This window comes from Lepagella muris (assembly GCF_004793975.1).
Lineage (GTDB): Bacteria > Bacteroidota > Bacteroidia > Bacteroidales > Muribaculaceae > Lepagella > Lepagella muris.
Genome location: NZ_SRYB01000016.1, coordinates 1 through 20186, shown reverse-complemented (window position 1 = coordinate 20186; position 20186 = coordinate 1). Strand labels below are relative to the sequence as shown.

Genomic DNA, 20186 nt, shown 5'->3' with positions numbered 1-20186 from the left:
TGCCGAAACAACTTCAACTCGTTTCTGTCGCAAAGATAATAAAATATTTTTAACAAGATAAGTAACTGCAAATTTTTATTCCGCAAATTTTTCAATCGCCAGCATCGTCATCACTCCCGCAATAAGTGCGTATGTGGCTAATTTCTCAAATCCGTGGGCGTGAGTCTCCGGAATCATCTCATCGCTGATCACGTATAGCATCGCTCCTCCAGCAGTGGCAAGCAGGAATGGGAGCAGCATGGATGAGATCTCTCCGAGCATATATCCGGCAATTACACCCACAGTCTCAAGCAGGGCTACGGAGAGTGACACAAGCAGCACCCTCAGCCCCTTGATGCCGACAAGGATAAGAGGCGTCACCACCACCATACCTTCCGGAATATTCTGTAAGGCTATCGCTATGGCAAGACTGTAGGAACCGGTGCTGTCGCCACCGTCGAACGATATGCCGGTGGCTACCCCTTCCGGAAATTTATGGATGGCAATAGCCATTACGAAAAGCAGTACCCGATTGGCAGACTTGGTGCTGTGATGCTCCATATCCTCCAGTCCGGAGAGACGGTGAAGGTGAGGGGTGAAATGGTCGAGCATCGAAATAATAGCCACTCCGGCAATCACTCCGAGCAGAGCCTGCCACAGGCTCACGCCATCAAGCATCTCCACAGAGGGTATTATAAGACACACAATAGACGCAGCCAGCATCATGCCACCGCAATAACCGAGGAAAATGTCATTCCACTTATGTGGTATATTCTTGATGAGTGCACCGAGTGCCGACCCCAATAGCGAAGACAGACCCAACCCGGCAGCACATATCCATATCTCATTATTCATAATAATACGCTGTTTTAAAAAATAAATACAAAGACATCATTCATTCATCATAACAAATAACTCAGGCTTACGGCTACGATACAACGTAATCCGGATTTATGACCTGAAATAATGTCATTACAAAATTAACAATCATAAACGGTGCCTACAATCCCTAAAAATGATGAAAAATCATATCAAAAGGTATAAACAATCAATAAATAAACGTTATCTTTGTAAAAATATCAGAAACATCACGAATATATGTTACGAATGCCGGCAAAATATCCAGTTGACCGTTCCTCTTTTGCGGAAATCATAGAGGGGAAATTCCTATACGTTGATAAGACAGATCTGGTATATGAGTTGGTAACCGGCATAAAATACTGCTTCCTGAGCCGTCCGCGACGGTTCGGAAAGAGCCTGCTGACATCTACACTGGAATCATATTTTAAAGGACGCCGCAATCTTTTTGTAGGATTGAAGATTGATGCCTTGGAGACAGACTGGGAAATGCATCCGGTATTCCGTTTTGACCTAAGTGCCGAGAATTATGATAGTGTCGAGAAAGTGAGAGGTAAGATAGATTATTACCTGTCTCGTTGGGAGAGGGAATATGGTTGCGATTGCAAGGGATCGATTTCTGTAAGATTCATGTCGTTGATTGAAAAGGCATTTTTACAGTCAGGGAAAAAGGTAGTGGTGTTGATTGATGAATATGACAAGCCATTGCTTGACACTCTTGACAAATCAGAACTGCATGATACGGTAAGGGAGGAACTGAGAGGATTCTATTCAGTGCTGAAGGCAAGTGATGAGTTTGTAAGATTTGTATTCCTGACGGGAGTTACAAAATTTAATAAAGTGTCGATATTCAGTGGATTGAACAACTTACGCGACATATCCCTTAGTCCGGCGTATAATGCCATTTGCGGCATAACGCAGAAAGAGATGTATGAATATTTCAGAGAGTCGGTCGACGTGCTGGCGGCAAATACTGGCAATAGCGTGCAGAAGATATGGGATGACCTGAAGACAAGATATGATGGGTATCATTTCGCGGAATCAGGAGAAGACATCTACAATCCGATAAGCGTGCTATATGCATTTGCCGAACAGAGGTTGCGCAACTATTGGTTTGCCACAGCGACACCGGGATTCCTTATCCGGTTGATAACGACATATCATTTTGAATTGTCGGAATTTGATGGAGCGCAAAGAAGTGCCGACCAGTTGAGCGACATATCGAATCTTACGACAGACATTGTTCCGCTTCTCTACCAGACAGGTTATCTCACTATAAAAGGTTATGATGAAACCACCGAAAGATACACTCTCGGCTATCCCAATACAGAGGTTTCCAAAAGCCTCTGGAACTCCCTCGCCGGATATTTCTTCCCCAAAAACGTAAGGAACGGTGTTTTCGATACCTTGAAATTCATAAATGATGTCAATCATGGAGATGTGGAGTCATTCATGGTTCGCTTGAAGAGTCTGTTTGCATCAGCCACTTCAGAGACCGAACCGGATAAAGAGGTGCATTTTCAAAATATGATGGCGATTGTGGTTTGGATGTTAGGCTATGAGGCCCGCACAGAAATACATTCTGCCGGAGGAAGATGCGATATGATATTGATGACTTCTGATTATATCTATATATTTGAATTTAAAATAGATGGATCAGCTAAAAATGCAATATCCCAGATAAAGGAGAAAGGCTACATGCACCCATATATGATTGATCCTCGTAAGAAAGTGCTGATAGGGGCAGTATTCTCCACAGTGACCCGTACTTTGGACTCATGGATTATCGAGAATATAGATTAACCTATCTTCAAGGTAAAGATGCAACGTAATGCATGACAAAATTGTTTTATGTACTGAATCGAAACAACAAAATGAAGAATAGACAACTTCAATGACTTCTAAAATAAATGAGCGGAATAATGAATACAACTTGGATAAAATTTCTTAACGGCATATTGAAGATGCCAGGCGCAAGAGTAGACCGTGTGCAGTTCCTTCAGAAGACGTTCTCGCACCTGTCGGCTGACGAGATGCGTATTTGTATAGAGGAGAAACCATCGAAAGTACTCTCAGAGAAAGAGATTGATGCAGCGGCAAACTCAATCATAAGCAGCCACACCACGAAAGTGACAGCCATATCCGCCGCTTCCGGAATACCCGGAGGCTTCGCAATGCTTGCCACGATACCGGCAGATCTTGCCAACTACTACTACCACGTAGTGTCGGTAGGGCAGAAATTAGGCTATCTCTATGGTTATCCTGACATGCTCGACGCCAACGAACGTCTCACACCCGACGGAGAAGTGATGCTGACCGCCTTCATCGGAGTCATGAACCAAGTGGCAGTAGCACGCGAACTCATAAAAAAGATAGCCGTAGAAGTAAGCAAAAGGATAAGTGAAGAGACAGCCACAAGAGTGGCAGGCAAACTACTCCAGAAACAGATAGTGTCACAATCCGCCGAGATGATAGCGAAGCGGCTCGGCACACAAGTCACCACAAAATCCGGTGGACGTATCCTCTCCAAAGCCGTCCCCCTCCTTAGCGGCGTCATCTGCGGAGCCATGACCTACGCCACCTTCCGACCCCAAGCCAAACGCCTCCACACCGCCCTCAAAGACACCGCCTCCAACCCCAATTAACCCTATCCTCTTAAATGAATATTGTGATTTGAGGGGGATTTGTTAATTTTGTGGGGGATATGTGAGGATTGACGGTATTGTCATTATTGTCGATAGGGACATTAATGACATTGATGACAATAGTGACAATAGTGACAATAACGACATTAGTGACATTGGTGTCATTAATGATGGTAATGACAATGATGTCATTATTGTCGGAATTATTTGGATTGGATGGAGTGGGTATCGGTTTTTAATTTTATCGGTTCTTAATTTGGTGAGTATGGGCGTGGAGATTTCTTATTCAAAGTCGTATTTCCGGCTTGATGCGTGGGTGCTGGCAAATGTCGTGCAGTTAGCGACACAGAGTTTTTGCCGGAGGTTTGTCTCTTTTCATGATGACCCGCGTCGTCGGTTGTTTGATCAGATGGTTATGGCTGCACGGTCGGCTGTCGCGAATATTGCGGAGGGGAGTGCGCGACATAATACTTCGATAGAGACGGAGATGAGACTGACGGATGTGGCAAGGGCGAGTGTGGATGAGCTGTTTGGGGATTATTTTAATTTCTTGATGTCGCGGAATCTAAGTGTGTGGGATAAGGATAGCGAGCATACCGGGTCAGTGTGGTGGATGGTAATTGACCGTCCGCAATATGGTGCGGATCAATTGGCGGATGTGGCTCGCCATATATTGGTGCAGAAGAGTAAGTTTGATTACTATATTGAGGGGGATGATGCTGGTATGGCTGCTAATTGTCTGTTGCTGTTGTGCGAACGTCTGAATCGGATGTTGCAGAGGATGATGGAGTCGCAGTTGAAATATTTTAAACAGAATGGTGGTTTTACGGAGAAAATGACTCAGACGAGACTTGAGGCAAGACGGGGACAGGCGGCGAATAGTCCGTTATGTCCTATTTGTGGTAAGCGGATGTTTCGTAGGATGGCTAAGAAGGGCGTGCGGAATGGCAAGGAGTTTTGGAGCTGTTCTGATTATCCGAAATGTAGTGGCATAAGGAATATTGATTAGTAGGGGGCGATGGTATCATCAATATCGTCAATAAGGACAAAAATGTCATTACCGTCATTATTGTCAATATTGTCATGATTGACGAAATTGACAATAATGACGGTAATGACATTATTGCTTTTCTGAAGCCGGATTAGAGCGTGAGGGAGGAGGGGAGGATGGGCATTGCGCCGGCTTGGGTGCAGACGTAGGCGGAGGTCTCGACTGCGCGGTGATGTGCCTCTTCTACTGTCTTGCCTTTGAGGATGCTGGAGATGAAGGCAGCTGTGAATGAGTCGCCGGCTCCTACTGTGTCGGCTACCTCTACGGATGGAGTGGGCTGGAATGATACCTTTCCGGGTGTGAATACGTAGCTGCCGTTTACGCCGCAGGTGAGGATGAGCATCTTGAGGTTGTATTTGCCGAGCAGGATCCAGCATTTATCCTGAAGGTCGATGCCGGGATAGCCGAAGAGACGGCTGATGGTGACGAGTTCTTCGTCGTTTATCTTCAGGATGTTGCATCTCTGCATTGATTCGCAGATGGTCTCTTTTGTGAAGAAACCTTGGCGGAGATTGATGTCGAAGATGATGAGAGGATCGTTTTCTGCGGGGATTGCGTCAAGAAATTTACCTATTGTCTCGCGTGAAACCACGTTTCTCTGTGCAAGAGAACCGAAGCAGACAGCCTTTGTATCTTTTGCAAGGTTTTCAAGAGCTTCATTGAAAGGGATATTGTCCCAAGCCACGTTCTCTTTGATGTCATATTGAGGGATACCTGCTGCATCGATCTCTACCTGTACGGTGCCTGTGGGATAAGGCACAGTGTTGATGAGCATGTTCATGCCTTTAGTGCTGAGGTTCTCAAGGATCTCCTTTCCGAGAGCATCGTCGCCTACTGCGCTAACAACGCAGCTGGGGAGACCGAATTGAGACACGTGATATGCGAAGTTGGCGGGTGCGCCACCGATTTTCTTACCTTCGGGGAGAACGTCCCAAAGAGCTTCTCCCATGCCGATTACGAATTTTTCAGACATATTATTTAGGTTTATTGTTTATTGTTTAAAGTTTATGGTTGAGGAGAGAGGTATTTTTAGGCTTTCTTGATTTTTGTGATGAAGTAGAGGAGATATACCACAGGTATGCACATTACGGCTATCGCACCGATCTGATTTCCGGTGAAATCGCTGGCGTATCCCATGGCGAGAGGGAAGATTGTTCCGCCGAACAGACCCATAATCATAAGACCTGACACTTCGTTCTTCTCTTTGGGAGAGGCAAGGAGAGCCTGAGAGAATATGATTGAGAAGATGTTGGAGTTGCCGAATCCTACGAGAGCGATGCCCGTGTAGATGAGCGGGAGGGTGTGGCATGAGAGGAGTATTGCCACGGCTGCGAGCATCATGAATGCGCTGATTGCGAAGAATAGTTTCGGCGACATGTAGCGGAGTATGAATGCACCGAGGAAGCATCCTACAGTACGGAATATGAAGTAGAGTCCGGTGGCGAAACTTGCATCCTCCAATGGGAATCCGAGACGTTCCATGAGGATTTTCGGGGCGATCGTGTTGGTGCCCACGTCAATTCCCACGTGGCACATTATACCGAGGAAGCAAAGGAGGATGAAAGGTGATCCGAGGAGCTTTACACATTCCAGGATGCCGGATGCCTTGTCGGGACGTTCTTCAGCGATGGGAGTGGCGGCAAGAGCCGAGATTGAGAGGAGGCTGACGATGGCATATATCACGAACAAGGCTCTCCATCCGAGTCCGAAGGTAGGCATGTAGGTTGTGGCAGCCCAAGCGGCGATAATCGGGGCGAGGAACGAGGCAATTGCCTTGACAAACTGTCCGAAGGTAAGGGTTGAGGCAAGTTTGTCGCCACTGATAAGGTTAGTCACGAGTGGGTTGAGCGAGGTCTGCATGATGGCATTTCCGATTCCGAGCAAAGAGAATGCTATCAGCATTGTGTAGTATCCCTCACCGAAGATGGGGATTATGAGCGACACCGTGGTCACTGCAAGACTTATCAGAACGGTATTCTTACGCCCTATCTTATTCATCAGGATGCCGGTCGGCACAGAGAATAGAAGAAACCAGAAGAACACGAGCGAGGGGAAGAGGTTTGCCTGTGAGTCGGTCAGGTCAAGATCTTTCTGCACGTAGTTGGAAGCTGTGCCCACGAGATCCACGAAGCCCATCGCGAAGAAACAGAGCATCACGGGAATGAATTGGAGCAGTGAGCTCCTTTTTCCGGAAGTTATATCGGCTGTCATTTTATTTTTATATTTATTTATTTTTAGATGTCAGATTAGAGATTGCGGTTACGGCTTCCAAATCATTTTATGGAATATATCTTCAGATCAGATACCTTTACCTTCCCGTTTGGAGAGCTTATCGAGAGTCGGGAGTAAGGCTCATTCGGGAATACGAGGTTGGTCATTGCAAACTTACCGTCGTTGCCGAAGACTTCAATGCTCGATTTGTCGATGAAGATTCTCAGTGCAACCTTTCCGTTCTGTTCGAAAGTGGGGGCTACGGTTACAGCGGGGAAGTTCTCGCTGAAATCCACCACGCCGCTCTTTGTCCTGTCAAAAGAGAAAGTGTGGGCTTTCGGGTCGTACATCATGACTACTTGGTCGCCAGCCTTATTTGACAGGGTGATGGTGGCATCGTTGGAGTTTTTCCCATCCAGAGTCATTGAGATTTCGCAGACGCCATCGTTTGCAGCCGGGAGAGACACATCAAATCCTTTCTTGCCTACAGTCTTTCCTGATACGGAAGCCGAGAGTTTCCCTCTTAGGGCATCCACCTCGGGAGAGGGCACTGAAGCGAGATATATCTGCCCGTCGGGTTGGGTGAAGAGCTTCATGTCGCGAGGGAGCGTGTTGGCACTTCTGAACTGTTTTGTCGGGACGTCGGCTGCATACTGCCAGTTGCTCATCCATCCCATCACGGTGCGGCGGTTGTCGGGGGCATCGCTCCAGCTTACGGTGGCATAATGATCCTTGCCGAAATCCATCCATTTAGTCACTACGTTTCCGGAAGCGTCGGTGTCGGCAGTAAATTTCTTTCCGTCGAAATCGCCTACAAAGTATTGAGTCGCACTACCACCGAAGATGCCGCCGGGGTTAAGATTGCAGAGAAGCACCCATTTCTTTTCGTCGGAGCCTTCCACGGGGAGTTGGAAGAGATCAGGGCATTCCCATACGCCATCCTGTGCACCTATGCCTTTGCCGAATGCGCTTTGGAGAGTCCAGTTCTTGAGATTGGGGGAGGTGAAGAACAGCATCTCATGGTCAAGGGCGTGAGCCAGCACGAGATTCCATTCCTTGGTCTCGGGATTCCAGAACATGTTGGGGTCGCGGGCCTCGCTTTCGAGAGTGATCACGGGGTTGCCGGGATATACGATGAAGGATTCTCCATTGTCGGAGCTGTGGGCAAGACTCTGCATCTGGCTTGTGCCGGCAGACGTGAACATGGCAATCACGGCATCCTTTCCGAATCCGGCTGTGCCCTCCTTGTCGATGGCGCAGCTTCCACTGAATATAGATCCGAGACCGTCGGGGCGGATAGCTATCGGCTCATGGTTCCAGTGGATGAGGTCGGAAGATGAGGAATGTCCCCAAGTCATGTTCTGCCATTTTGAACCGTAGGGGTTATACTGGTAGTAGAGATGCCATACTCCATCCTTATAGAACATACCGTTCGGGTCGTTCATCCATCCGTAGAGAGGGGTGTGGTGGTATGCCGGACGATATTTCTTCTCCCTGTCGGTGGTATCGAAAGAGTCGGTAAGGTATATTCCATCCCAGCATACTGCGTCGGCAGCCTCTCTGACGGAGCTGCGTCCGTGAGGCGCAACTATGTCAAAAATCACGTCGTGACCTTTATATCTGGAGAGGTCGAAGGGAACGCTGTAGTCGGTTTTCGTATTTGCGAGACGCACGAAGATGGTCTCTGCAATCTTACCATCCACAAGCACGTTGATTCTTGCATCGTCAATGCTTTCCTGCACCGGAAGCACGATAAAATTCTTATCAGTGTTGACTCTTACAAGAGTGTTGTTCACTCCAAGATGGTCTATCCTCACCCCGTCCTGAGCGGCAAATGCGCCGGGAGCGAGAAGTATCGAAGCGCCTGAGATCATGGCGGCAGCGAGATGTCGGTTAATTCTATACATAGAGTTTTAATTAGATTTTACAAAAAATTTGAACCAATGAATCCGTATATCTTTTTTACCTTTTGATCCATACTTGCAGACTCATCAAAGAACTGCGAGATGGGAAATGCGTTTTCGATTTCAGTTGCAAAACTACTATATAATTGAGATATAGGATATAATAAATCGTGCGATAAGTATAAAAAATGTTGAATAGCCTAATTTTTAATAATAAATACCTTCTTTTTTATAGGATAATTATTAAATTTGCGGAATATAAAACCATAATTTGTTATCATGAAAATTCTATATAAGATATTATTGACCACACTTGCTTTATTGACTTTGAGTGCATGTGCCGACAATAAAAAATACCGAATAGGCGTATCGCAATGCAGTCAGGACGATTGGCGCAAGAAAATGAACGATGAGATCCAGCGTGAGATTATGCTTCATGAGGATGCCACTGTGGAGATACGCAGTGCCGATGACAATAGTGCGAAACAGATAGCCGACCTGCATTATTTCGTAGATAATGACTTCGACATAATAATAGTCTCTCCAAATGAAGCGGCAGCGTTGACCCCGGTGATAGATGATATATATAGGAAGGGTATACCGGTAGTGGTGTTTGACCGGAATATAAATTCCGACAGTTATACTGCCAGGATAGGGGTCAACGATTATGATCTCGGTAGGTCGGCGGCACACTATGCCATCAATATTCTTGGCAAGTCGCCCACGGCGATAGAGATATTCGGGCTTCCCGGCTCGACACCTGCGGAAGACCGCCATGTGGGGTTTGAGGAGAAGTTCCGCGCTAACGGAGGTGAGATATTGGGGAGCGCACCGGGGAACTGGAATCAGGATACCGCCGAGCACGTGGCTGACTCAATGTTGCGCCTGCACCCCGACGTGGATCTGATTTTTGCGCACAACGACCGTATGGCAATCGGAGCCTCTGAAGTGGCGAAGCGTCTCGGACGTGATTCAATACGCATAATAGGAATAGATGCAGCCCCGTTGATAGGGATTCAGGCGGTGGCTGACGGAGTGATTGATGCCACTTTCCTATATCCCACCGAGGGATACAGGCTTATCCAAACAGCCCTTGCCATTCTTAAAGGGGAGCATTATGACCGAGAGACTGTGATTCCGGCATCATCAGCAGTTGACAGCACTAATTCCGACATCCTGCTCCTTCAGAATGAGACTCTTGAAGCGGAGACCGACAAGATGACCTTGCTGAAGCGTCAGATAGATGATTATTGGGACCAACATTCCTCGCAGACGATATTGTTTTATGCGTGTATCGTCATTCTCGTCTTGCTATGCGGATTCATATTCCTTCTCTTGCGCACATTCTGGACTCATAGACGTCACCAGTCGACACTCCTGATGCAGAACCGTCTGCTTGAGGAGGAGAGAGACAAACAGAAGGAACTGAATGCCAGGCTTGAAGAGGCAACACAGTCGAAACTTGCTTTCTTTACAAACGTGAGTCATGACCTGCGCACTCCGCTCACCCTGATAGCGGAGCCGGTGGAGCAGCTTTCGTCAGCATCAAATCTGACCGAGCAGCAACACAAGATGATGAAGATAGCCGATAAGAATGTGAAGATTCTTTACCGTCTTATCAATCAGATTCTTGATTTCCGGAAATATGAGAATGGGAAGCTGGAGCTTCACCTTACGGAGATTGATATCCGCAAGTCGGTGGAGGATTGGATGGAGTCATTCCGGCAAATTGCACGGAAAAGGGATATGCGGCTTACGTTTGAGGATTCTGCGCCTTCCGGACCTCTGGCTATAGCGGTCGATGCGGAGAAATTGGAGCGTATATTCTTTAATTTGGTGTCGAATGCCTTCAAATACACCAGGGATAACGGCACGATAACCGTTAGCCTGTCGGAGAAGAATGGGAATGTGGTTCTGAAGGTGGCGGATACGGGCGAGGGTATCAGCGAACGCGACCTCGACAGAATCTTCGACCGTTTCTATCAGGTAGACAGGGTTAAGCCACGTGGTTCCGGCATTGGTCTTTCGTTGGTAAAGGCATTTGTGGAGCTGCATGGAGGTGAGATCAGCGTTGAGAGCGAGATCAACAAAGGTTCGGTTTTCATAGTTACTCTCCCGATGCGTCATGTGTCGTCTACGGTAGAGTCAGTGGAGAAGAGCATAGAGTCGTCAGACGTTGTGGCAGAGCTGGATACGATAGAGGATGCAGAGGTGAAATTTGAGGATGACAAGCCGTTGCTTCTCGTCATAGATGATAACCGCGACATACGCGAGATGATAAGGGAACTGATGCAGAAGGATTATAACGTGATTACGGCGTCAAATGGTGCGGAAGGTATAAGGCGAGCCACGAAATACGTGCCGGATCTAATCATCTGCGATGTCATGATGCCCGGCATGGATGGAATGGAGTGTTGCCGCCGGCTGAAAGGTGAGGTCTCCACGTCGCATATACCTGTGCTTATGCTCACGGCGTGCTCGCTCGATGAGCAGCGTGCGGAGGGGTATGACAGCGGAGCCGACGGCTATCTGTCGAAACCATTCTCCTCACAGGTGCTCAGATCAAGATGCACGAGCCTGATAAATAACCGCAGACTGATAAAGGAGTTATGGACAAATCCGGCAGAATCCGTTCATACGGTCAATAAGGTTGTGTCGGAAGAGAAGAAAAAGATTTCAGTCACCTCATCGGAAGTGGATAATGCCTTCTATTCCCGTTTCCTTGAGATATTTAACGAAGAGATGGGTAATGCGGATCTCAGTGTGGATAGTGTGGCAGCGAAGATGGGACTTGAGCGCACGCAGTTCTACAGAAAAATCAAGTCGCTCACCAATTATTCCCCCGTGGAGCTTATGCGTCGGTTGCGACTGAAGAAAGCTCGCCAACTCATCACAGGCACAGAGAAGAACATCAGCGAGATCGGCTATGAGGTGGGTTTCTCCACTCCCGCCTATTTCACGAAATGCTATCGTGAATCCTACGGAGAGACACCCTCCGAGACGCGTTCGAAAATGCAATGACACCCCATCATGTAAGAGTGGCGTATCATATATGAAAAAATGCGATATTCTGAGCAGAATATCGCATTTTTTCAGGTGTCATACTCCCGTTATATGGAGATATGAGGTTTGGAATAATTTGAAATCAATGTATTCTCTTAAGATTCCTTACCTTGACGTCTGTCGAGTTTCCTGAATCCACAATATCATAGATACTGCCGGGGAATACAATCGCGGTCATTGCCATTGCACCATTCTCAGAGAAAACCTCTATCGAAGAACTGTCGACATATATGTCAAAAGTCACGAAATCATTCTCTGTATTCAAAGGAGCCTGTATGGCAGGGATTGAGAAAGTATTGTTGAAGGATACGTTGCCCGTAGAAGCGTTGCGTCTCATCAGGAGTTTCTTCGCCCCAGCATTCAAGATGAACTCAGCCTTCTCTCCGGCATTATTCCTGAGAGTGAATGAGCCGTTTTCAGTAGTCGGGAGCGTGAGTCTCAGATGATAAGCCTTGTCAACGCCCATCTTGACACCGCTTGCCACATCGTTCCAGCCATCGGCGATTCCGTTGATTTCATCCACTACGGTAGAGGTGAGTAACGGTCTCCCTTCGTATGAAATAAGCTTCAGCTCACGCGGGAGAGTCATTGCGCTTCTCCACACGCTTGTCGGAGTGGCACCGGCATAATTCCAGTTGTTCATCCATCCGATAAGCAATGTGCGGTCGCCTGTATTGCTCCAAGTCACGCCGGCATAGTTATCCGGACCATAGTCAATCCATTGAGGATAGTCAAGCGATTCCGGAGAGAAGGTTGCCCCGTCGAAATCACCCACGAAATACATGGTGCCTGATCCGCCGCACGGACCACCGGGATTGACACTCACGAGCAATACCCATCTTTCCTTACCGTCAAGCGACATTCGGAGAAGATCCGGACATTCCCACTGCCCTTTGTTGCATCTCTCGATCGGCGATTTGAACTCGCTGAGGAATTTCCAATCCTTCAGGTTTTCCGATCCCCAGAACTCAATCCCATAGTTCCAGCCTTTGGCAAGACACATCACCCATTTGCCGCTCTCTTCGTGCCAGAACACTTTCGGGTCGCGGAAGTCCTTTAAGGAGCTTGGGATTACGGGGTTCCCCTCATATCTGGTGAAAGTCTTACCGTTGTCAAGACTGTAAGCCATTGACTGCTGTTGGAATTCGGCTGCCGAAGTATAGAAAACCACCATTGCATTCTGACCGAATCCGGCAGTATTGTTCTTGTCAACCACGGCACATCCTGAGAATATATCACCGAGTTCGTCACGCTTGAGAGCCACAGGTTGCTCCTCCCAATGGATCATATCGGAGCTTGTGGCATGTCCCCAGCTCATGTTTCCCCAGTCATTGCCGAGAGGGTTATGCTGGAAAAACAGGTGGTAGGTGCCATCAAGGAATACCATTCCGTTAGGGTCGTTCATCCAGTTCTTTGCTGGAGAGAAGTGAATCTGCGGGCGGTAGAGTTCCATGTAGTCACTGCTGCTGCCTTCGTCCTCGGAAGGTTTATCTCCGGGAACTTCGGATTCAAACGGAGGAATCTCCAAATCATCATCTTTCCCGCAAGAACTGAATGACGAGAGTAGCAACGTTCCTACTGCTAAGGCGTTGAGGAATGTGGATATTCTCATAATTAACGTGTTTTAAGATATTCTATAGAGTTCTTTGCAAGTTTCAGCACATTATCCTGATAGATATTGTTGGAGGGATATGCTGATACGTCGGGAGTGCCGTCGGCATTCTTCATTGAGAATTCACAACCGCCGTTACCGATGCAGAGGACAGTGCCTTTGAAATCAGTGTTGCCTTGCTGAGCCTCCCATACGTTGAGCTGTGATACCCAATCGATCTGGGAATCCCATGTGCCAAGAGGATATATGCCATACGCGCTTGTCACAGAATTGTAGCAAGCCTCCTCCTGATTTCCGATACCGGTCAATACTGACGGAATGTTGAAGAATAGACAGTTGTGGTCTTCAGTCCAGCCCGGACCTTTGAATGCGATTAATTTTGTACGGTCGTTGGAAGTCACTTCAAGACCCTTGTAGATCGGATGGGAAGAGAAATCCTTGTTGAAACGTCCGCCGGGGTTGAGCTGCACAGCCATCATCCATGTGTCGGGGTTCCATCCGCCTACGCCTGTGCCGATAGCATGGTCATTGGTGCGGAGCATGTCAGGCTCGATTCTGCCGAGATTGGCGATGTAGGGGGTAGCGTGGCTCCAAAGGAGGAGATTGCCGCCGTTGGCATACCATTCGGAGATGACGGAAGTGGCATCAAGCACCACCTGAGGCATGTTCCATACCTCGTCCTCACCTACGCCTTCAAGGTCGCGTATCCAGAAGAGTACTCGGTAAGGCTCTATATCCTCCACGTCAGCTATGTCGCCGAAATAGATATATTTGGCAGTAGGATATTCATTCTTGGTCCAAAGCCATGCAGAAGCCTCGTCATCATCGCCGTTGGCAATCAATTCCTCTTCAGTAGGATAGATGCTTAGGAATCCGATTGCTGTCTTACCGATACGCAGGGATCCGCTTACCGGCAGAGATGAACCCTCGTCATTCTGAGCCACGAGAGTCACGCTCCATTCCTCACCGTAATTCACGTTCGGGATGATATAGGAAGTGGCGTCGCCTGAGATATTCTCACTGATACTGCGAACTCCGTCGGTGGCAGTCAGATTGATGGAAGTGGCGGTCTCATTCTTATTCCATTCCACTTTCGCGTCATATCCACCGCTTTTCTCCAATTGCGACATTGATATGCCGGAAATCTTCGATGCGCCGGGACGCAGATAATGCTTCACGACACCGGAAGAGAAATTTGTGCCATCGGTGAGCTTGAATACGTAGGTGTAGTCAATGTTCGTGTCAATGTTTTTATGAGAATAGCTGTTGCCTTCCACGATCTCATTTGACGTGAGTGTCTGACCGTTGTAGATTGCCACCTGCATTGATCCGGAAGTGCCTGACCAGGTCCACACATAGTCATTCCCCTGAAGGTTTCCGCTTATTGCGCTTTCCTCAATCGGAGCAAGCTTAGGGGCGGACTTGTCGATATCTTTATCCTGACATCCGGCAAGAGAGATGCCGACAACTAAGGATGCGAATATATATTTTATCGTTTTCATTCTGTTTAAACTGTTAAGATTGTTAAGATTAATCAATTATATCCCTTGTTCTGCACGTACAATCCGGGCACGTAATAAAGCTGGTTGTAAGGGATAGGATAGAACTCGTTCTTTCCGGGAGTGTAGTGTGCATCCTGATAATATTGTCCGTATGCAGTGCCCTCGTAAGTGGAATCCTTCTCTTTCTCGAAGTATGCATTCAAGACAGTTGAAGCCACACCCCAACGACGGAGGTCAAAGTATCTGCTGCTCTCCATAGCCATTTCAAGACGGCGTTCCCAACGTAGGCGTACACGGGCTTTATCCTTATCAGAGAAGTCGGATGATGGGTAGAGAGCGATCTCACAGTAATTCTTGGCATAACCGATATGCTTGTCGATTGAGTTGGCGGCACGCTGACGGATGTCGTTGATGATTGTGCGGGCCTCTTCCAGCTGACCAAGCTCAATGAGAGCCTCTGCACGCATCAGCATAACGTCGGTATATCTGAATACGTAATCATTGGTGGCGAAAGCCTGCCATGAACCCTCGAAAGTCTCTCCGGCACTACGCTGCGGCACCTCCTTAAGTGAAGTGAAGTAGCCGTATGTGTTGGGAGTTCTGGAATTCTGCATTGTCATCATGTAGCTGTCTTCATATTTGTAGGGGAATGAAGGCATGCCGACAGTATGGAACAATCTCGGATCCCATTTCTGAGCTGACTGAACACCGTTGACCGGATATGCGTCGCTGTCGTCATAGCTGTCAAACATCGGCAGACCATCTTGGGTCTTGTAGGCATTGACGAGATCCTGCGACGGTTTGTGGAAGTCCCAACCGCAAGACCACATACCCCAGCAGCCGTTAAGCATGATCGACCAGTTTGCACGTCCGTAGCGGGTATTGTCTTCAGTATATTGCGAAGTCTGCACGGCAAACACTGACTCTGAGCTGTTCTTATATTCCGGAAGGAAAATATCGCCGAAATCAGCAAGATAGCCATACTTGGAGTTCTTAACCACCTCGGTATATTCCACCACTTTCTTCATGTAGTCTTCATTGATGAAATTTACGCCGGTGGCATCCTCATAACCGTTGCCCCATGCGAGGTTGAGGTAGCATTTTGCGAGATAGGAAGCGGCAGCCACTTTGTTGGCACGTCCGCCGCCGTCGGTCACTTCCATCGGGAGGGCTTCATAGGCGAGTTCAAACTCATGGATAACCTTCATGAAAAGCTCCTCGTATGTAAACTGGTCATTACGTGTCTGTTCCTGGGTATTGTTGACGAATACCTCCTCGTCAATCCATGGAATCTGACGGAACATGGTCACGAGTTTGAAGTAGCTGTGACCTCTAAGGAAGTGCACCTCGCCAACGCGCTGTTTTGCAGTGGTCTCACCGAGTTTCTCCACACCATGCTGCTGAAGGGCCACGAGCGCACGGTTGCATCGTGAGATGTTGCAGTAAAGGCGATACCAGAGTTCATCAAGCTCACCGGGAGTGGAAGTCAGGGTTGACCATATCTCCATGGGATGATAGCCGGTGTCGGTTGTTCCGCCGCCACCTTTCAGGCAGTCGTCGCTTGAAAGGTCGCCGTATGGCCAAAGGTTGAACGGATAGGTATACCAGCAGTCGCCAAGAGAAGCGTAAGCGGCATTCACCATTTTGTCAGGCTGAGAGTAGGCGAGATCGCCGTCGACAACTCCTGTAGGGGGTACGTCGATGAAGTCGTTGCAGGCGGAAAGTCCGAGTGCAAGGAGAGATAATGTATATAACTTAATAGCTTTCATGTGAATTATTATTTATGAGGAATATTTAGAGAGGTTAGAAATCAAGTTGAAGACCGAAAGAGACGGATGTCGGGATAGGATATGCCCAGTTGGGGTTCTCCGGATCCGTGCAAGTGAGGCTCTTGCTCTTTATGGTCAGCAGGTTCTGACCGGATACGTAGAAGCGTGCACGGCTCATGCGAAGTTTTTCAGCCACCTTTGACGGCAGATTGTAGCCGATCTGTAGAGTGCGGAGCTTAGCGTATGATCCGTTCTCCACGAAGTAGGTTGATGTGCGACCCTCGTCACCCTTGTTGTTTGTAGTCAACATAGGGATTGTAGAGGAGGCATTTACTTTAGGAAGCCAGCCGTCAAGTACACGCACACCCTTGTTGCTGCCTGCGTCGGTAACGCTCCAGAAGTCGTTCTGGAATTTCTGGTTGTTGTAGACATCCTGACCGAGCACACCCTGCCAGAACATCTGGAAATCAAAGTTCTTATAGTTGAGTTCCACATTGAGACCAAAAGAGAGGTCGGGCACCGGATTGTAGATCCAGGTCTGGTCGTCGGCAGTAATCTTTCCGTCGCCGTTAAGGTCGGCATATCTCATGCCACCCACGCGGGCGTTATCCTGACCGTAGGCGAGCACTTCATCCTCATTCTGGAAAATACCGTCAAACACGTAGCCTACGATTGAACCGTAGGGGCGTTTTGCCTGCACGAGGTTCTCTGTAGTGGTGTGGGCGTAAGAGCCGGTAGTGGTGGAGGGGAGGTAAGTCACCTTGTTGCGGAAGAAGTCGAAGTTAAGAGATGCGCTGTAGCCAAGACCGCAGGCGAGTTCGTCTCTCCAGCCTACGAGCATTTCCATACCCCAGTTGCGCAGAGAGGGACCATTCAGCCATGATGCGCCACCTTCACCCATTGCGCCCAGATAAGCGGGGGCGATAAGCATATCCTTCACATCCTTGATGTAGAAATCAAGAGAGCCATAGAGCTTGTTGCGGAACAGCCCGAAATCTGCGCCGGCATTATACTGTATCGTGGTTTCCCATTTAAGGTTGGGGTTTGCAGTCTGGCTTGCAAGATAGCCGGAGGGGAATATACCGCTCTGCTGGAGAAGAAGGTCGTAGGCGGTGGAGGTCACACGGTCGTTGCCGTAATCAGCCACATAAAGAGCATAGCGGGCAGTGTTGGAGATAGCCTGATTACCGGTCTTACCCCAAGACAGACGGATCTTGAGATCGTCGAGCCAGCTCTTGTCGATATTCTCTGACAGACGGTAGCCGAGAGTGGCAGCGGGGAATGTACCATATCTGTTGTTGCTGCCGAATCGTGAAGAACCGTCATGACGGATCGTGAAAGAAGCGAGGATAAGGTCGCGCCAGTTGTAGTCTACTTTTCCGAAGAAAGATACGAGAGCGTATGCCGACTTGTTACCTGTTGAACGCTCCACGCCTGAAGAGGCATCCGGATACATATAGTCAGGAGTCTCGATATCGTAGTTCTCATTGTAGCCGGAGAAGTCGATTCTGCTCTGGCGGAACATCTCCATACCGGCGAGCACCGTGAAATTGTGTTGGTTGTTGAGAGTGAAGTTGTAGTTTGCGGTGTTACTCCATGTCCATTTTGAGTCGTTGGCCTGCGATAGTGTGGTTGAGTTGGTGTCGTTGTTCACGATATCGCTGTTGAACGTATAATTGTAGGAGTGGATGAAGGCTGCATCATAGTCCATACCGAAGTTTGAACGGAGAAGAAGACCCTTTATAGGAGTGATGTCGATATAGGCATTGCCGAAGAGACGCCATACGTTGAGGGCATTATCCTTATTGAAAGCGAGTTCACGGAGAGGGTTCTGACGGTCGGCCATACTTCCTACCGGACCGGCATAAGTTTTACCGTCGATCTCATATACCGGCACTATTGACGGCATCTTCAATGCGTTTTCAAGAGGCTGGCAATCCACCTGGTCGGTATATGTAAGAGTGAAATTCTCACCAACAGTCACTACCGGAGAAATCTTGAAAGAAGTGTTCATTCGGGCGGATAGATTCTCGAAGTTCGTATATTTCAGGATACCTTCATTCTTCTTATATCCGAGAGAGAACAGGGCAGTGGCTCTTTCAGTGGCAGTGGATACGGAAGCGTCATAGCTCTGAAGGAAACCGGTGCGGGAGATTTCGTCAAGCCAATCGGTGTTTGACATTTCCATAGTCCTCTTGGCATTGATGAACCCGTCGTAATAACCATGCACGGTGTAGTTGTTGTAGTTGCCGGTTCTGTAGTCATATACGCTGATGGGGAATCCGGAAGAGGCATTCAGGTTAAGACCGTAGCTTGAAGCATACGCCACAGGATCAAGACCGTCGTTAAGTGCAGCCTGAGCCATAGCGGTGGCATAGCCCTGAGTGTTGAGGAGTTTCATCTTTGATTGAGATGAATAGAACTGTGCAGTCAGGTTGGCTGAGAAGTTTACGTTTACTTTCTTCTCCTGGTTGAGTTTACCTTTCTTAGTGGTGATGATGATGACGCCGTTTGCAGCACGCGAGCCGTAGATTGAAGCGGAAGCCGCGTCTTTAAGCACCTGCATACTCTCGATATCATTCATGTTGAGAGAGTTGAGGGAAGCGGTTGTCGGCACTCCGTCAATCACGAAGAGAGGGTCTTGCGATGCATTGAACGAACCGATACCACGGATTCTGACAGAACCTGTTCCACTCGGCGAACCGTTGCCGGTGACGGTCATACCCGGCACTCTACCTTGGAGAGCACGCATCGGGTCGGTGTTGGCATTGGTCTCAAGGTTCTTCGTGCTCACGACAGATACCGAACCGGTAAGGTCGGCTTTCTTCACTGTCTGATAACCCACTACTACAAGCTCGTCAAGAAGCTGCTCATCCTCCCCGAGGACAATATTCATCTCAGGGGTGGCCTTTAAAGTCTGAGACTGGTAGCCGACATAACTGAAGGTAAGTTCAGAGCCTTCCGGCACAGAGATTTCAAAGTTGCCGTCGATGTCGGTGGCGGTACCTGTCTTGGTAGCACTGCAGAATACAGATGCTCCGATTAGTGGCTCATTGTCGGTTTTTGAAATAACCGTCCCATGCACACTGATGTTTTGCGCTTGCATTGCTATTGTAAAGAGGAATAGCATCAATGCAGTCAGGATTGATTTTTTCATGTGTTGTGGTTTTGTAATTTTGTATTTAGTTCATGGAATAATTCATGAGGTCGGGATTGATTCCCGATGCAAAATTAGAGAATAAGAATAGGGGTGGATATAAGATATGTTGTTAAAGATATTAAATAAAAGAGGATAGTTATTTTTTATAAATAAAAGGCGTTTTTTTTATATTTCGCCGTTATGCGTATGGTTTCGGACCGTAATTTATGGTTGAAATTCTTATTCCGGAACCCACAAAAATATGCTCCGCAGCCTGCGGGATCTGTTTTAAAAGTATAAAAAAATCGGACTGGTAAAAATCGTGATAGGAGTATAACAGACTGTTTAAGTGGCTCAATTTTAAAAATATTCGGGAATTTGATACAACAAATGTTGTATAAGTACTTCAGAAAAATAAATGAACATATCAAGCTCTCATAGTAAAGTTGATGC

General features: G+C 47.8%; 12 protein-coding genes. 4 read left to right on the top strand and 8 right to left on the bottom strand.

Annotated features, from left to right (window positions below; genetic code table 11):
• Positions 1 to 75 precede the first annotated feature (75 nt).
• Positions 76 to 834, bottom strand: coding sequence for a ZIP family metal transporter (locus E5331_RS11355; RefSeq protein ID WP_123481451.1), 759 nt, complete (start codon positions 832 to 834; stop codon positions 76 to 78).
• A 243-nt stretch (positions 835 to 1077) separates the two neighbouring features.
• On the opposite strand from E5331_RS11355, the gene E5331_RS11350 reads away from it, so the two are divergent.
• The 3 genes from E5331_RS11350 (at position 1078) to E5331_RS11340 (ending at position 4491) form a co-directional block, all read left to right on the top strand.
• Positions 1078 to 2640: an ATP-binding protein gene (locus E5331_RS11350; protein WP_123481450.1), complete on the top strand. Its 1563-nt coding sequence runs from the start codon at positions 1078 to 1080 to the stop codon at positions 2638 to 2640.
• 119 nt (positions 2641 to 2759) lie between these two features.
• Positions 2760 to 3482, top strand: coding sequence for a hypothetical protein (locus tag E5331_RS11345; RefSeq protein WP_135984940.1), 723 nt, complete (start codon positions 2760 to 2762; stop codon positions 3480 to 3482).
• A 265-nt stretch (positions 3483 to 3747) separates the two neighbouring features.
• Positions 3748 to 4491: a four helix bundle suffix domain-containing protein gene (locus E5331_RS11340; protein WP_135984938.1), complete on the top strand. Its 744-nt coding sequence runs from the start codon at positions 3748 to 3750 to the stop codon at positions 4489 to 4491.
• 133 nt (positions 4492 to 4624) lie between these two features.
• On the opposite strand, the gene E5331_RS11335 is transcribed toward E5331_RS11340, so the two are convergent.
• From E5331_RS11335 to E5331_RS11325, 3 genes are all read right to left on the bottom strand, one after another.
• Complete coding sequence (locus E5331_RS11335) at positions 4625 to 5506, bottom strand: carbohydrate kinase family protein (RefSeq protein ID WP_123481447.1); 882 nt, start codon at positions 5504 to 5506, stop codon at positions 4625 to 4627.
• A 56-nt stretch (positions 5507 to 5562) separates the two neighbouring features.
• On the bottom strand, positions 5563 to 6744 hold the full coding sequence (locus E5331_RS11330; protein ID WP_275441186.1) for an MFS transporter: 1182 nt from the start codon (positions 6742 to 6744) through the stop codon (positions 5563 to 5565).
• Positions 6745 to 6806: 62 nt separating this feature from the next.
• The gene (locus tag E5331_RS11325) at positions 6807 to 8651 is read right to left on the bottom strand and encodes a glycoside hydrolase family 32 protein (protein WP_123481446.1); all 1845 of its coding nucleotides are present in this window, start codon (positions 8649 to 8651) and stop codon (positions 6807 to 6809) included.
• A gap of 276 nt (positions 8652 to 8927) precedes the next feature.
• Between E5331_RS11325 and E5331_RS11320 the strand changes: the two genes are divergently transcribed.
• A complete protein-coding gene (locus E5331_RS11320; protein WP_123481445.1) occupies positions 8928 to 11669 on the top strand; it encodes a hybrid sensor histidine kinase/response regulator transcription factor in 2742 nt (913 codons plus the stop codon).
• A gap of 124 nt (positions 11670 to 11793) precedes the next feature.
• Here the strand turns inward: E5331_RS11320 and E5331_RS11315 are convergent, their stop codons facing one another.
• The 4 genes from E5331_RS11315 to E5331_RS11300 are packed head-to-tail and all read right to left on the bottom strand — an operon-like array spanning position 11794 to position 19751.
• Positions 11794 to 13323, bottom strand: a complete 1530-nt coding sequence (locus E5331_RS11315) for a glycoside hydrolase family 32 protein (RefSeq protein ID WP_123481444.1) — start codon at positions 13321 to 13323, stop codon at positions 11794 to 11796.
• Between the two features lie 2 nt (positions 13324 to 13325).
• Entirely contained in the window at positions 13326 to 14825 is a 1500-nt protein-coding gene (locus tag E5331_RS11310) for a DUF4960 domain-containing protein (RefSeq protein WP_123481487.1), read from the bottom strand.
• Positions 14826 to 14857: 32 nt separating this feature from the next.
• Positions 14858 to 16594 (bottom strand): RagB/SusD family nutrient uptake outer membrane protein, encoded by a 1737-nt coding sequence (locus tag E5331_RS11305; RefSeq protein ID WP_123481443.1) that lies wholly within the window; start codon positions 16592 to 16594, stop codon positions 14858 to 14860.
• 34 nt (positions 16595 to 16628) lie between these two features.
• Positions 16629 to 19751: a SusC/RagA family TonB-linked outer membrane protein gene (locus E5331_RS11300; protein ID WP_123481442.1), complete on the bottom strand. Its 3123-nt coding sequence runs from the start codon at positions 19749 to 19751 to the stop codon at positions 16629 to 16631.
• Positions 19752 to 20186 lie beyond the last annotated feature (435 nt).